General features: G+C 48.4%; 16 protein-coding genes. 12 read left to right on the top strand and 4 right to left on the bottom strand.

The window, feature by feature from the left end; translation table 11 throughout:
- Positions 1 to 22: 22 nt before the first annotated feature.
- The 4 genes from KTG14_RS05145 to KTG14_RS05130 all read left to right on the top strand — a co-directional run bounded on the left by KTG14_RS05145 (position 23) and on the right by KTG14_RS05130 (position 3,615).
- Positions 23 to 1,162, top strand: coding sequence for an acyl-CoA dehydrogenase (locus tag KTG14_RS05145; protein WP_211653996.1), 1,140 nt, complete (start codon positions 23 to 25; stop codon positions 1,160 to 1,162).
- Positions 1,163 to 1,353: 191 nt separating this feature from the next.
- Complete coding sequence (gene cccA, locus KTG14_RS05140; protein ID WP_216969935.1) at positions 1,354 to 1,743, top strand: cytochrome c550; 390 nt, start codon at positions 1,354 to 1,356, stop codon at positions 1,741 to 1,743.
- Positions 1,744 to 1,802: 59 nt separating this feature from the next.
- Entirely contained in the window at positions 1,803 to 2,516 is a 714-nt protein-coding gene (locus tag KTG14_RS05135; RefSeq protein WP_216969934.1) for a tRNA (adenine(22)-N(1))-methyltransferase, read from the top strand.
- Positions 2,503 to 3,615, top strand: coding sequence for a Nif3-like dinuclear metal center hexameric protein (locus KTG14_RS05130; RefSeq protein ID WP_216969933.1), 1,113 nt, complete (start codon positions 2,503 to 2,505; stop codon positions 3,613 to 3,615). The genes KTG14_RS05135 and KTG14_RS05130 overlap by 14 nt, the downstream gene beginning before the upstream one ends.
- 41 nt (positions 3,616 to 3,656) lie before the next feature.
- Here KTG14_RS05130 and KTG14_RS05125 read toward each other — a convergent pair whose 3' ends face one another.
- On the bottom strand, positions 3,657 to 4,637 hold the full coding sequence (locus tag KTG14_RS05125) for a 4-hydroxy-3-methylbut-2-enyl diphosphate reductase (RefSeq protein ID WP_216969932.1): 981 nt from the start codon (positions 4,635 to 4,637) through the stop codon (positions 3,657 to 3,659).
- A gap of 131 nt (positions 4,638 to 4,768) precedes the next feature.
- Between KTG14_RS05125 and KTG14_RS05120 the strand changes: the two genes are divergently transcribed.
- The 5 genes from KTG14_RS05120 (at position 4,769) to KTG14_RS05100 (ending at position 9,262) form a co-directional block, all read left to right on the top strand.
- Positions 4,769 to 6,064 carry a DEAD/DEAH box helicase gene (locus KTG14_RS05120; protein WP_216969931.1) on the top strand — a complete coding sequence of 432 codons (1,296 nt, stop codon included), beginning with the start codon at positions 4,769 to 4,771 and terminating at the stop codon, positions 6,062 to 6,064.
- Between the two features lie 12 nt (positions 6,065 to 6,076).
- On the top strand, positions 6,077 to 6,979 hold the full coding sequence (locus KTG14_RS05115) for a deoxyribonuclease IV (RefSeq protein WP_216969930.1): 903 nt from the start codon (positions 6,077 to 6,079) through the stop codon (positions 6,977 to 6,979).
- Positions 6,980 to 7,234: 255 nt separating this feature from the next.
- Positions 7,235 to 8,008, top strand: a complete 774-nt coding sequence (locus tag KTG14_RS05110; protein ID WP_216969929.1) for a metal ABC transporter ATP-binding protein — start codon at positions 7,235 to 7,237, stop codon at positions 8,006 to 8,008.
- Positions 8,001 to 8,855: a metal ABC transporter permease gene (locus tag KTG14_RS05105; RefSeq protein WP_216969928.1), complete on the top strand. Its 855-nt coding sequence runs from the start codon at positions 8,001 to 8,003 to the stop codon at positions 8,853 to 8,855. Before KTG14_RS05110 ends, KTG14_RS05105 begins: the two co-directional genes overlap by 8 nt.
- Positions 8,852 to 9,262: a Fur family transcriptional regulator gene (locus KTG14_RS05100; protein ID WP_068462005.1), complete on the top strand. Its 411-nt coding sequence runs from the start codon at positions 8,852 to 8,854 to the stop codon at positions 9,260 to 9,262. The genes KTG14_RS05105 and KTG14_RS05100 overlap by 4 nt, the downstream gene beginning before the upstream one ends.
- A 110-nt stretch (positions 9,263 to 9,372) precedes the next feature.
- Here the strand turns inward: KTG14_RS05100 and KTG14_RS05095 are convergent, their stop codons facing one another.
- From KTG14_RS05095 to KTG14_RS05085, 3 genes are all read right to left on the bottom strand, one after another.
- Positions 9,373 to 9,960, bottom strand: coding sequence for a hypothetical protein (locus tag KTG14_RS05095; RefSeq protein ID WP_216969927.1), 588 nt, complete (start codon positions 9,958 to 9,960; stop codon positions 9,373 to 9,375).
- Positions 9,961 to 9,972: 12 nt separating this feature from the next.
- Positions 9,973 to 11,100 (bottom strand): flavodoxin-dependent (E)-4-hydroxy-3-methylbut-2-enyl-diphosphate synthase, encoded by a 1,128-nt coding sequence (ispG, locus tag KTG14_RS05090; RefSeq protein WP_058380911.1) that lies wholly within the window; start codon positions 11,098 to 11,100, stop codon positions 9,973 to 9,975.
- 176 nt (positions 11,101 to 11,276) lie between these two features.
- On the bottom strand, positions 11,277 to 11,792 hold the full coding sequence (locus tag KTG14_RS05085) for a DUF1189 family protein (RefSeq protein ID WP_216969926.1): 516 nt from the start codon (positions 11,790 to 11,792) through the stop codon (positions 11,277 to 11,279).
- Between the two features lie 170 nt (positions 11,793 to 11,962).
- On the opposite strand from KTG14_RS05085, the gene KTG14_RS05080 reads away from it, so the two are divergent.
- From KTG14_RS05080 to sodA, 3 genes are all read left to right on the top strand, one after another.
- On the top strand, positions 11,963 to 13,594 hold the full coding sequence (locus tag KTG14_RS05080; protein ID WP_216969925.1) for a Na/Pi cotransporter family protein: 1,632 nt from the start codon (positions 11,963 to 11,965) through the stop codon (positions 13,592 to 13,594).
- An 85-nt stretch (positions 13,595 to 13,679) separates the two neighbouring features.
- Complete coding sequence (locus KTG14_RS05075; protein WP_216969924.1) at positions 13,680 to 14,162, top strand: DUF456 domain-containing protein; 483 nt, start codon at positions 13,680 to 13,682, stop codon at positions 14,160 to 14,162.
- Positions 14,163 to 14,279: 117 nt separating this feature from the next.
- Positions 14,280 to 14,888 (top strand): superoxide dismutase, encoded by a 609-nt coding sequence (gene sodA / locus KTG14_RS05070; RefSeq protein ID WP_216969923.1) that lies wholly within the window; start codon positions 14,280 to 14,282, stop codon positions 14,886 to 14,888.
- The last annotated feature ends 60 nt before the right edge of the window (positions 14,889 to 14,948 follow it).

The raw sequence follows: 14,948 nt of genomic DNA, 5'->3' as shown, positions 1-14,948 counted from the left end.
CACAGCAAAGGGGATGTAAGATATGAATTTCGATTTGACGCAAGAACAACAGATGATCAAAAAAACGATGCGGGAATTCGCTGATAAAGTGGTTGCACCAGGTGCAGTCGACCGCGACCGTACGAAAGAATTTCCGAAAGAAGCCTTTAAGCAGCTGTCCGACATGGGGATGATGGGCTTGCCGTTTGATGAAGCTTATGGCGGGGCTGGAGCGGATTCGACAAGTTTTGCCATCGTCACAGAAGAGTTGAGCCGTGTCTGTGCATCAACAGGCATCACATATTCTGCCCATATTTCGCTTGGCGGCGCACCGCTTAGCTTATTTGGGACAGAAGAGCAGAAACAGAAATATTTGACGCCGATTTGTTCGGGAGAATCGTTCGGCGCGTTTGGGCTGACAGAACCGAATGCCGGGTCGGATGCCGGGGGAACAGAAACCCGCGCAGTGGAAGATGGCGACGATTGGGTCATCAATGGATCGAAAGTATATATCACCAATGCAAGCCATGCGAAGCATTTGGCGATTACCGCCATCACCGGCATGAATGACGGTAAAAAAGAAATCAGCGCCATCATCGTGCCGACGGATGCTGAAGGCTTTACCATCATCGATAATTACGAAAAAATGGGCTTGAATGCATCGAATACGACTGAATTGGTATTGGAAAATGTCCGCGTACCTAAAGAAAACTTGCTCGGCAAACGCGGCGAAGGTTTCAAGCAATTCCTAGTGACGCTTGACGGCGGGCGGATCGGCATCGCGGCGATGGCTGTCGGGATCGCGCAAGGCGCGTTCAATAAAGCGCTCGCTTATGCGAAAGAACGCAAGCAGTTTGGCAAAACTTTGTCGGAATTCCAAGTGACACAATTCAAGCTCGCGGATATGGCGATGAAGATCGAACTCGCCCGCAATATGGTCTATAAAGCGGCATGGCTGAAAGACCAAGGACGCCCGTTCACAAAAGAAGCGTCCATGGCTAAATTATATGCTTCCGAGATGGCGATGGAAGTGGCTGATGAAGCCATCCAAATCCATGGCGGCTACGGCTATATGAAGGAATATGAAGTCGAACGCTATATGCGCGACGCCAAGCTCCTGGAGATCGGCGAAGGGACATCCGAAGTGCAGCGCATGGTTATTTCACGGCTTGTCGGCTGCTGATTGAATCATCAAAACTGTGAAGCTTTACCTGCTTGATGAGTGCCGTCAACTGAATCCTTCGAATTTACCGATTTTGTCACAATACGGCAATTATTATTCGTTATGGCTTTTCGTTTACTGGATAATACAGTACAATAATGAATGATACTTATACTATCATCAAGCAGAACACAGCAGAAGGAGGGTTACGGATGCAAAAGAATGCAATTGTACCTTATATCTTAATCATGGCTTTCGGTATTGGCCTGATTTTCTTCCTATCATTGGAAGGAGTCGGCAACGAAGCTGAAATTGCTGAAGAACATGCAGCAGAAGAAGAAGGCGGCGAAGCGGCTGAAGGTGAAGGCGGAGAAGAAGCAGCAAGCGGCGACTTCGACCCAGAAGCTACAGCAGAAGCCAACTGTATTTCTTGCCACGGTTCAAGCTATGAAGGCGGAGTTGGCCCATCATTAGTGGCTACAGAGCTTGGTCAAGAAGAAATTGAAGAAATTTTGATCAATGGTAAAGGAACAATGCCTCCAGGTCTTGTTCCTGAAGAGAACGTTTCAGCAATGGCTGAGTGGGTACTTTCACTCGAATAGCATCAAAAACCCTTAGTTCTTCTGGAGCTAAGGGTTTTTTGTCAATTAGGAGGAACTTTATGAACGCGCAGCAATTATCAGTTCGATTAATGAAAGTGGCAGAATATGTTCAAGCAGGTGCGGTCGTGGCGGATATCGGCTCCGATCACGCTTATTTGCCCTGCCACCTTCTCCATCACGGCATCGCCAGCCGTGCGGTTGCCGGAGAAATCGTCAAAGGCCCTTATGAATCGGCGAAAAAGCAAGTGCGCGCGGAAGGGCTTGAAGAAAAAATCGTTGTTAGATTGGCTCCAGGACTCGAAGCGATTGAGCCGCAAGACGGGGTCACAGCGGTCACAATCGCTGGAATGGGCGGTTCATTGATCGCTTCAATCTTAGAAGAAGGCCAGGGACGGCTCGAAGGCGTGGAGCGCTTGATCCTGCAGCCTAACGTCCATGCTAAGGCAATCCGGCAATGGGCTGTCCAAAACGGCTGGAAAACGGTCGCAGAAGAGATCTTGAAGGAAAAAGACAAGATTTATGAGATTCTCGTGTTGGAACCGAGTGCTGAAGAGGTGCAGCTGGATGCGAAAGAGTTGCTATTCGGCCCAGAGCTATTAAAACAGCAAAACGAAATTTTCAAGGAAAAGTGGCAACGCGAAGCAACACAATGGAAAGCCATTGCGGAGCACTTGGAGAACACACAACAAACCGAAGACATTCGTACGAAAAAAGAGCAATTGCTCGAAAAAATCGCATTGATGGAAGAGGTGTTCGCGGATGAAAATTCCTAACGGGCAACAGATTATCGAACGGTTCGAGAAATGGTCGCCAAAATATTTGGCGATGGAAGGGGATCCGATCGGGCTGCATGTCGGCACTTTGAATAAAAAGATTGAACGCGTATTGGTGACGCTGGACGTTGATGATGCGGTAGTGGACGAAGCGATTGAAAAAGGCGCTGGCCTCATCATTGCACACCATCCCCCGATTTTCAGGCCCTTGAAAAATCTCCAGACGGATTTTCCTCAAGGCCAATTGATGGAAAAATTGATCAAAAACGATATTGCCGTATATGCTGCACACACCAATCTCGATGTTGCATGGGGCGGCGTCAATGACCTGTTGTCGGATGCACTCGGATTAAGCGACACGGAAGTATTGGTGAAAACATACGAAGCGGAGCTCGTGAAGATCGCGGTGTTCGTGCCTGAAAGCCATGAAGACCACGTGCGAAAAGCGTTCGGCGAAGCGGGTGCCGGAGCAATCGGCGATTATGAGTATTGCAGCTATACCTTGTCTGGCACCGGGCGCTTCCAGCCGAATGCTTCAGCCGATCCATATATCGGGGAAGCGGGCAAAATGGAAGAGACCGCGGAATCGAAAATTGAAGTCGTTGTCCGGAAAGCCGAGAAAGACCGCGTAATCCGTGCGATGATGGCAGCCCATCCTTATGAGGAGCCGGCATATGACGTGTTCACCTTGGAAAACAAAGAGCTGCCAATGGGGCTTGGCCGCATCGGTCGCTTGAAAGAAGAGATGAGCTTGGATACGTTTGCGGAGCATGTGAAAAAGAGTTTGGATGTACCGTTTGTCCGTGTCGTCGGCACTGGCCATGAAACTATCAAAAAAGTGGCGGTGCTTGGCGGCGACGGCAATAAATATATCCAGCAAGCCAAACGCGCTGGGGCGGACGTTTACGTGACGGGCGATTTGTATTTTCACGTCGCACAAGATGCACAGGCAATTGGTTTGTCTGTGATTGACCCAGGGCATCATGTTGAGAAAGTAATGATCCAGGGAGTCGTAGACCATATGACGGAAAAAGGCGCAAACTGGCAATGCGAGTTTCTTGCGTCTGAAGTGGATACAGAACCGTTTCGCGTAAAGTAAATATAAAAAAGAGGCCCCATTCAGGGCCTCTTTTTTATAGCTTATTCATTTACCGGATACGGTTCGATGCGGTCCGATGGTTTCGGATGCTTGATTTTCGGCAAAATTTTATTAAGTGGCACGGAACGCTCCAGTGTGTGGGTTTCCGGATCTTGCGGATCGTATTGATCCAAGAACTTCATGACTTCTTTAACGATTGGTGTCGGCGTCGATGCACCGGCCGTCAAGGCGACCGTTTCAATGCCTTCCAGCCATTCCAACTTCAGTTCAGACAAATCAGAGATACGGTAAGCAGGCGTTCCTGCGATATCTTGGGATACTTGCGCCAGTCGGTTGGAGTTGTTGCTCATCGGATCGCCGATAACCAATAACAGATCGGTTTCACCGGCTTGTTCCGCAACGGCTTCTTGCCGAACTTGTGTAGCGAGACAAATCTCTTTGTGCACTTCCGCTTGGGGGAAACGTTCTTTCAAGCGTTCCATCAAATGAACGACATCCCATTGGCTCATCGTCGTCTGGTTGGTGATAATGATTTTATCTTCTTCCAGCTCAAGGGCGTTGACGTCTTCGATCTTTTCGACCAAATGGACGAGATCCGGAGCAACGCCGATTGCGCCTTCTGGTTCCGGGTGGCCGCTCTTACCGATGTAGATGATATGGTAGCCTTCCGCTGTTTTTTCGCGGATCAAGTCATGCGTCACTGTCACATCCGGGCAAGTGGCATCGATCGACACAAGGCCTTTTCTGCGAGCCAGTTCGCGTACTTGAGGGGATACGCCGTGCGCTGTGAAAATCACGGTACCCGTTTCAACTTTTTCCAGGATCTCGAGGCGGTTGGTGCCATCGAGCGTGATGATGCCATCTTGTTCAAATGCATCCGTTACGTGTTTATTATGGACAATCATGCCCAGTATATAAATCGGGCGCGGCAAGGTTTCATCCATGGCTGCATTTTTTGCAATGACCATGGCATCCACTACCCCGTAGCAATAGCCTCTTGGCGAAATCTTTTTTACTTTCATTATCAAACCGCACTCCTTTCAACATCATGACTTCATTATAACGGAGACGCTGCTTGTTTACAAAAGTTGCATCGCTAAAAAGAGCCATTTTATGCTATAATAGCTAGAGCTTAAGGAGGGAACTATATCCCATGACAAAATTCAACGAATACCGTCTCAAGCCATTTTTGCTTGAAGCGGTCGAAAAACTCGGTTTCACAGAACCGACAGCGATCCAAAAGGAAATGATTCCACAAATCATGAGTGGAAACAGTGCCATTGGCCAGTCCCATACAGGTACAGGCAAGACCCATAGCTTTATCATCCCGATCGTCGAACGCATAGATGTTTCGAAACAGGAAGTACAGGCAGTCATTGCTGCCCCAACGCGTGAACTCGGGACGCAAATCTTCAACGAAATCCAAAAACTGATCGGCGATTCCGGCATCGAAGTGAAATCGTTCATTGGCGGAACGGATAAACAGCGTTCAATTAATAAATTGAAAACGCAGCCGCATATCGTGATCGGGACACCGGGCCGTTTGAAAGACCTCGTCAACGAAAATGCGTTACTCGTCCATACTGCAAAGGTTTTGGTCGTGGATGAAGCAGACCTGGCATTCGATATGGGCTTTATCGAAGAAATCGACCAAGTCGCAGGGAAAATGCGCGACGACTTAGAAATGTACGTATTCTCCGCCACGATTCCTGAAAAACTCAAGCCGTTCCTTAAAAAATACATGGCCAACCCGGCGCATATCAAAATCGGCGACAAACGCCCTGCGGCTGAAGGCTTGGACTTTTATCTGGTGCCGGTGCGCAGCAAGAAAAAAGTCGAGCGTTTGCAAGAAATGATGAAAATCATCAATCCGTATCTCGCGATCATCTTCGTCAACACGCGCACGAATGCCGATTATGTCGCAGAGGAATTATCGAAAAATGGCATTCGCGTAGGGAAAATTCACGGAGATTTGGCACCGCGCGAACGCGTCAAGATGATGAAACAAGTGCGCGATTTGGAGTATCAATACATCGTAGCGACAGATCTTGCCGCACGTGGAATCGATATCCAAGGCGTCAGCCACGTCATCAACTACGAATTGCCGGAAGACCTGGAATTCTTCATTCACCGCGTAGGCCGGACAGCACGTGCGGGGCTTAAAGGCGTCGCAATCACCATGTTCAGTCCGGAAGATGAAGATGCGATTGTCCGCATCGAAAAGATGGGCATCCCATTTCAGCAAAAAGATATCGTTAAAGGCGAATTTGTCGATATGAAAGAGCGCCACGGCCGCAAAAAGCGTGTACGTACAGAAAATGAGGCCGATACCAAGGCGAAATCAATGGTTCATAAACCGAAAAGCGTCAAACCGATGTATAAAAAGAAAATGAAATGGAAAATGGACGAAATCAAAAAAGCGGAACGACGCAAAAACCGTAAAAAGTAAGGGGTCATTCAAATGTTATTAGGATCGCATGTCTCGATGAGCGGCAAGAAGATGCTACTCGGCGCGAGCGAGGAAGCCGCTTCTTACGGCTCCATGACTTTCATGATCTACACGGGGGCACCGCAAAACACGCGGCGCAAACCGATCGAAGAACTGAATATCGAAGCGGGACGAGCACATATGGCGGAGCATGGCCTATCGAATATCATCGTTCACGCTCCTTATATCATCAATATCGCTAACACGACCAAACCGGCTACATTCGAGCTTGGTGTCGAATTTCTCCAATCGGAAATCGAACGCACCGCAGCACTCGGGGCGGAACAAATCGTGTTGCATCCTGGTGCCCATGTTGGTGCAGGAGTAGAAGCCGGCACCCAGAAAATCATTGAAGGCTTGAACGAAGTGCTGAAGCAGGATTTCCCGGTCAATATCGCCCTTGAGACGATGGCGGGAAAAGGCAGTGAAATCGGCCGCAATTTCGAGGAGTTGGCTGAGATCATCAACGGGGTGACGCATAACGAGCGCTTGTCGGTATGTTTCGATACATGCCACGTTCACGATGCCGGTTACGACATCAAAGAAGATTTCGACGGTGTGTTGGCGGAATTCGATCGCATCATCGGAATCGACCGCTTGCAAGTACTGCACATCAACGACAGCAAGAACGTGCGCGGGGCAGGGAAAGACCGCCACGAGAATATCGGTTTCGGTGAAATCGGTTTTGACGCACTCAATTCGATTGTCCACCATAAACAATTGATGCATGTGCCGAAAATACTCGAGACACCATATGTCGGCTCGGATGCGAAAAAGAAACAAGCGCCGTATGCATACGAAATTGAGATGCTTAAAAATGGCGTATTCGCACCTGATGAAATCGAAAAGATGAAATTACCGATCGAATCCCAATAAAGCAGATGACAAGGCTGTTCCGAAATGCCGTGAAAAATGGCATTTCGGACAGCCTTTTTTTCATTTGAAAAAAGGGCAGGCGCGCCGAAAAAAGACCACGCAAGACAATGCGATGCGCGCCTTTACGATTTGCAATTTCCCAACTCCACTTCTAAAAGCATTATTTAAAAGGCCAAACGGTTTACAGGAGCACACAACTGCTCTATACTTTCTATAGTAAATCGTAATCATTATTATTGGAAAAGGGGCGACCCTATGGCAGCGCCATTGATCAACATTAAAGAAGTCAGCTATGAATATGAGCAAACAAAAGCACTGGACCGTATTTCAATGAAAGTGGAGGAAGGTGATTTCCTGGCGATACTCGGCCCGAACGGATCAGGGAAATCGACCTTGTTGAAGATCATGCTCGGACTCATCCGGCCTTCCGAAGGCAGCGTGGAATTGTTCGGCATTGATTCGAAGCAGTTTAAGCACCGCGAATGGATCGGCTATGTATCGCAGAAATCGAATTCGTTCAACTCGGCTTTTCCTGCTACTGTGCAGGAAGTGGTGGCAGGGGGGCTAGCGAAAAAAGCCGGGCTGTTTCACAAGTTGCCGAAAAACACAGCCCAGCAAGTCGAGGAATCGCTCGATGCAGTGGGGATGAAAGCCTTTAAAAACCGCAGCATCAGCGAACTTTCCGGCGGCCAACAGCAGCGCGTCTTTATCGCTCGTGCACTTGTTGCCAAGCCGAAAGTGCTCATACTCGATGAACCGACTGTCGGCATCGATGTCCAGAACGTGCAGGCGTTCTATGACATGCTCGCTGCACTCAACCGAGAGCGAAATATTACATTGGTGCTCGTGACGCATGACGTCGATACGGTGACCGACCGCATCTCACATGTCGCGTGCTTGAACCAGACCATCCATTTCCACGGCTTTAAAGACCAATTGCATATGATGAGCGATGAGAAGCGCGAAGCGTGGTATGGCCATTCCGTGCGGAAAATCCATCATACGGAAGGAAGCCATACGCATGCTTGACGCCATCCTGTCCTATGAATTTCTGCAAAACGCATTCGCATCCGGCTTGATCATCGGTGTTATCGCGCCGCTGCTCGGCGTTTTCATCGTCGTGAGAAGGCTGTCGCTGATCGCTGATGCCCTGAGCCATGTGACGCTCGCAGGCATTGCCGGAAGCCTTTATTTAAGCCAAAGTGTCGGGGCGCTCGCGCTTTTGAACCCGCTTTACCTCGGGATTGCTTCGTCGGTGATGGGTTCGATGCTCATCGAGCGGCTGCGCAGCGTCTATAAGCATTACGAAGAACTGGCCATTCCAATCATCCTGTCCGCAGGCATCGGCTTCGGCGCCATTTTCATTTCTCTCGCAGAAGGATTTTCGAGCGACTTGTTCGGGTATCTTTTCGGCACCGTGTCAGCCGTCAGCCGACAGGATCTCTATATCGTCGCAGGGATCGCAGTGATCGTACTGGCGTTTATCCGCATTTTCTTCAAGGAACTATTCGTCTTGTCCTTTGATGACGAATATGCACGGGCATCCGGCCTGCCTGCAAAATGGATTCACTTTCTGTTCATGATCGTCACGGCCTTAGTCATTTCCGGTTCGATGCGCATCGTCGGCATTCTGCTCGTATCATCACTCATGACCATTCCGGTAGCGACGGCAATGCGCGTCGCCAAAAGCTTCAAGCAAACCATCTGGTTATCAATCCTGTTCGGTGAAATATCGGTCCTGACCGGGCTGGTCGCCGCCTTTTACTTTGATTTGGCGCCAGGCGGCACGATCGTCGTCACATCCATTGCCATTTTGCTAGTAATTTTGGCTTATCGAAAAATCTCGTTATCTAAGAAAAGGGGGGCAGCCGCATGAACTTAAATAAAGCGTGGGGCATCCTGAAAGAAAACGGTTTTAAAGAAACGACAAAACGCAATCAGATTCTGGAAATCTTCGAAGGGGACGAACGGTATCTGACCGCCCGTGATATCTTGGATGTTATGCAAAAAGACTATCCGAGCATGAGCTATGATACCGTCTACCGCAACTTGGCGACGTTTGTATCGCTGGACATTTTGGAGGCTACCGAGTTGTCGGGCGAAAAGCATTTCCGCATGCATTGCGAAAGCGACCATCACCACCATCATTTCATTTGCATGGACTGCGGCAAGATTAAGGAAATTCCGCTATGTCCAATGGACTTATTGGGTGCGGCATTGCCGGCCTATGAAATCGACAACCATAAATTCGAAATCTACGGGAAATGCCCGGAGTGTAAATAAACGCTAGTAATGAAAAGGGCCTGACAGCTAATGCTGTCAGGCCTTTTTTATCTACTCACAATAGAAACGGGCAAATAAAAAAGAGCGCAAGTCTAACTTGCGCTCTTCGTTTACCGCTTGAGCAATTCCTGTTGTACGCCGAACTCTTTTTTCACCCATTGATCGGCTTCGAGCCAATCATAGACGCGAATCACTTTATTCGGCGCCGGCTCACGGTTATAAGGGGTGTCGAACAAAATGACGGGAATGTCCAGTTCTTCGGAAATTTCTACCGCATTGTCGTGTTTGTCTTCGAAGAACAAATCGACATTATGCGCTTTGGCGGTGCTGATTTTTTTATGCGTGCCGATCAATTCGATATGATCGTAGGCAATGGCATGTTGTTCAAACCAGTCGAATGTAACGTTTCGAACGTTATCTCCGCGAGCGGAGATAAAATACAGTTCGTATTGGTCTTTCCAGTTATTGATGATTTGCTTGGCGTCTTTCGAAATAGGAGAAGCCGCATAAATCTTCGGTTCGTGCTTTTTGAACCAGGAGTAGAACTCTTTTTTATCGAGCTGCGGCAAGGCCGCTGTCAGGTCGTATTCCCGGATATCTTCGATGGTCAGCTCGCTGCCGAATGCTTCATTGATATGGGGAATCAATGAAGTGGGGCAGGTGACGGTGCCATCGATATCGATGCCAAATCGGTACATATGATCACAACCTTATGCTTGTTGTTGTTCCAATTCCTTTTGCTTTTTCTCTTCCGCTTGTTTGGCGAAATATTCTTCTGCCAATTTATCGATCTCGATCTTCAATTCTTCGACCATTGTTTCTTCAGGAACTTTACGGACTGTTTTCCCGTGCATAAAGAGAAGGCCTTCCCCGCGAGCGCCGGCGATGCCGATATCGGCTTCGCGTGCTTCGCCTGGGCCATTGACGGCACAGCCGAGAACAGCGACTTTAAGCGGTGCTTTGATGTGGGAGATGTATTCTTCCACTTCGTTCGCGATGGAAATCAAGTCGATCTCGATGCGTCCGCAAGTCGGACATGAAATAAGTGTTGCAGCGTTGGAAGACAAGCCGAAGACTTTCAATAGTTCGCGGGCAACTTTGACTTCTTCGACAGGGTCTGCACTCAAGGACACGCGGAGTGTATTGCCGATCCCTTTTGCGAGCAACGCCCCGAGGCCTGCAGAACTTTTCACGGTTCCGGAGAACAAGGTGCCGGATTCCGTGATGCCGAGGTGGAGCGGGTAGTCGAATGCTTTCGACGCTTTTTCGTATGCTTCCACAGCAAGGCTCACGTCGGATGCTTTAAGCGAGACGATGATGTCATGGAAATCAAGATCTTCGAGGATCTTGATATGGTGCAATGCTGATTCTACCATGCCGTCCGCCGTCGGATAGCCATATTTCTCGAGGATTTTGCGCTCGAGTGAACCAGCGTTTACGCCGATGCGGATTGGGATGCCTTTCGCTTTTGCTGCATTGACAACCGCTTCAACTTTTTCGCGGCGGCCGATATTGCCTGGGTTGATGCGGATTTTATCGGCACCTTGTTCAATGGCGATCAAGGCCAATTTATAGTCGAAATGGATATCGACTACGAGCGGGATATTGATGCGTTTCTTGATCTCGCCGATGGCATAAGCTGCCCGCTCATCGGGGCAGGCGACACGGACGACTTGGCATCCGGCTTCTTCGAGACGGAGAATCTCCGCTACCGTTGCTTCCACATCGTGTGTTTTCGTCGTCGCCATACTTTGTATGAATAGTTCATTGCTGCCGCCAATCGTTATATCGCCGACTTTGACGGGGCGTGTTTTTGAACGGTGAGTCATTTCGCTCATGTTAAAAATCTCTCCTTTTTGTGAGTTTCCGGTAAACCGGACGATTACTCAGCTTACCCTTGCACAAAATTTATGTGTGGGTCTATTTCTATTGCCTATAGCCATTTTAGCAGTGTCTCGTTTGAAAAGACAAGAAAGACGGCTGTTCCTTACAGATTCTTTACAGCTTTGCAATATTAGCTCGGTTTTTTTGCTGGAGGGGCTTTCGGGTAGAAACGCGCTGCACTATATAGAAGGAACAGTGTCCATAAACTCGTTAACAGCGAAATCCATAGGCTATTGACCCAAAAGCTCGCCACATACGCAGCGATAGTCGGCACGGTAACGGCGAGTGCCGCTGTGCGCCACATATGCCGGTATTCCCCGCGCCGCTTGAGCCAGGCGAGAAAGCCATAGCCGAATGCCGCAAATACGCTGATTTTAATAAAATGATAAAGAGTAGTTGAAACGAATAAAAAAACGAGTGCAAACGGGTAAAGCAGCCATTCGATTTCTTCTATGAATTGCAGCAGGCCTTCCAGTTCCGATGAGCTCGAGCCGATGCCAAGCATGAACTCAGCGAAAGAGATAAGCGAAAGCAGGGCGATAAACCAGAAAACGAATTTCATGATGCGGCCGATTGGCATAATGCGGACCGCTGCCCTTTTTTTCGGTTCCATAAAGCTTGCTTTCAATAGTTGGTAGAGATTCACAGCCATCTTCCTTTCCGTGTGTAGTGTAATATTATCATGACTGAAACGGAAAAAATCGGGCTTATGTTACGGGTTTGTAAATTTTCACTAAAGGTATTTACATTTACTTAGCGAAGTCTTCATAATAGGTGAGGTGTGATTACGTTATATTTAGGAGTTGAATGTGAATCGTGGAAATGAATTGGCAGGAATTGCTGTTTACCTTCTTTGGGGGACTCGGTATTTTCCTATTCTCAATCAAGTATATGGGTGACGCTTTGCAGAAAGCTGCGGGCGATAAACTGCGGGACATTTTAGACCGTTTTACGACCAATCCGTTTATGGGTGTCTTGGTCGGTATTGTAGTAACGATTCTGATCCAGTCGAGCTCAGGGACGACCGTTATCGTCGTCGGCCTTGTAAGCGCAGGCTTCATGACGCTGAGACAAGCAATCGGCGTCATTATGGGTGCGAATATCGGGACGACCGTGACGGCGTTCATCATCGGCCTGGACGTCGGTGCCTACGCATTGCCAATCATGGCGGTTGGTGCATTCTTGATTTTCTTCATCAAGAAAAACCAAATCCAAAATATCGGTCAAGTCATTTTTGGTTTTGGTGGATTGTTCTTCGGGATGGAAACGATGAGCGGGGCAATGAAGCCGCTGCGTGAATTGCCGGCTTTCATCGACATGACGGTCAATTTGAGTGAATTCCCGATCCTCGGCGTTGCAGCTGGAACAATCTTCACTTTCATCGTCCAAAGCTCCAGCGGGACGATCGCCATCCTTCAAGGTCTCTATGCAGAGAACTTAGTTACGCTTGATGCCGCATTGCCGGTTCTATTCGGTGACAATATCGGGACGACCGTGACAGCTGTGCTCGCAGCACTCGGCACATCCATTGCCGCGCGCCGTGCAGCAGCTGTCCACGTCTTATTCAATGTCATCGGCTCCATCATCTTCCTGATCTTGCTCGTGCCATTTACAGCGTACGTCGAATGGATTACCGGCGTTTTGAATCTGGAAGCGAAAATGCAGATTGCTTTTGCGCACGGAACCTTTAACATTGTCAACACCATGATCCAATTCCCGTTAATTGGCGCTTGGGCATACCTTGTGACAAAAGTGATTCCGGGAGACGAAGTGCTGATCGAATTCAAGCCGAAGCACCTGGACTTGAATTTTATCGAGCAATCGCCATCAATCGCTCTTGGACAAGCGAAAGAAGAAGTATTGCGCATGGGTAAATATTCTGTGCAAGGATTGGAAGAAACCTATGAATATTTGAAAACGAAAAGCAAGAAAAATGCTGAGATGGGCTACCAGCTGGAAGATGCCATCAATAACCTGGATGGAAAAATTACCGATTACTTGGTGCTAATTTCCGCAGAGTCGATTTCAGCGGCAGATTCCACGCGCCACACGATGTTGATGGAAACGGTTCGTGACATCGAACGGATCGGCGACCATTTCGAGAACATCATCGAATTGATCGATTACCAGGAAGCCAATAAAGTGAAATTGACCGGCGAAGCGATGGAAGACTTGGACGAAATGTTCACATTGACCATTGCCACGGTTTCGAAATCACTGGATGCACTCGACACGACAAGCCACGAGCTTGCGCGTGAAGTGGCAGAACAGGAAGACCTGATCGACAAAATGGAACGCAAATTCCGTAAGAAACATATCCTTCGCCTAAACGAAGGGGCATGTTCCGCACAAGCGGGAATCGTCTTTGTCGATATCGTCAGCAACTTGGAGCGGATCGGCGATCACTCTGTCAATATCGCGGAAGCCATACTCGGCAACCGCACTTGATCCACACTCCCTTTCATCCTTTACATTTTCTGAAATGTAGGGCACGATGAAAGGGAGTTTTTATATCGGAAAAGGAGGGTTCGAGATGCTCGAAATTGTCGGCTGGGTTTTTGTGCTTGTATTTTTTGCCATCGGTTTCATCGGACTTGTGTACCCGGTCATCCCGGCGTCGCTGTTCATTTTCGGAGGCTTCATCATTTATGGCCTATTTTTCAGTTTCGCTGATTTGCCGTGGTGGTTCTGGCTCATCGAGATCTTATTTGTCCTGCTGCTGTTCGGGGCAGACTTATTGGCCAATGCAGTTGGCGTGAAAAAATTCGGCGGTTCAAAAGCAGGTTTAGTGGGCAGCACTGTCGGATTGATCTTCGGTCCATTCGTCATTCCATTTGCTGGCATTCTCATCGGGCCGTTCATCGGCGCCATCATTGCGGAAATGGTGGTCAATAAATCGTCGATCAAAAAATCGATCCGCTCAGGTATCGGATCGGTTGTCGGGTTCATCACTTCTGCGTTGACGAAAGGTATTATTCAAGCAGTGATGGTCGGTTTATTCTTCTGGGTGATTTGACTGCCTTCTCCGACTAAGGTCTGAAAAATATGTGCCGATATGCTTTATATTTGTGTCGGTCTGAAAATTTTGATACGCTAACAAAGTAGAACAATAGACTCAAGGAGGAATTTAATCATGGCATACGAACTACCGGAACTACCATACGCGTACGATGCGCTAGAACCGCACATCGACAAAGAAACAATGAACATTCACCACACGAAACACCATAACACGTACGTAACAAACGTAAATGCGGCCTTGGAAGGTCATGAAGATCTTTCTTCGAAATCAATCGAAGAATTGGTTTCTGACTTGAACGCAGTGCCGGAAGATATCCGCACAGCTGTCCGCAACAACGGCGGCGGCCATGCGAACCACTCGCTATTCTGGCAGCTTCTTTCCCCAAATGGCGGAGGACAGCCAACTGGTGCAGTAGCTGACGCCATCAACAGCAAATTCGGAAGCTTTGACGAGTTCAAAGAAAAATTCGAAGCTGCAGGCAAAACACGTTTCGGATCTGGCTGGGCTTGGCTAGTCGTTTCCAACGGCGAATTGGAAGTCACTTCAACGCCAAACCAGGATTCTCCACTATCTGAAGGCAAAACGCCGATTCTTGGAGTGGACGTTTGGGAACATGCTTACTACTTGAAATACCAGAACCGCCGCCCGGATTACTTGGCAGCATTCTGGAGCGTTGTCAACTGGGACGAAGTGTCCAAGCGCTACGAAGCTGCTAAATAATTGTTAAATAATGAAACCCAGGCACACACTTTTTCGTCTGAAAAAGTGTGTGTTTTTTTA

Source organism: Planococcus sp. CP5-4_YE, assembly GCF_019042655.1.
Lineage (GTDB): Bacteria > Bacillota > Bacilli > Bacillales_A > Planococcaceae > Planococcus.
Note: the sequence above shows the minus strand (reverse complement) of the source record. Positions and strands in the feature narration are given on the sequence as shown.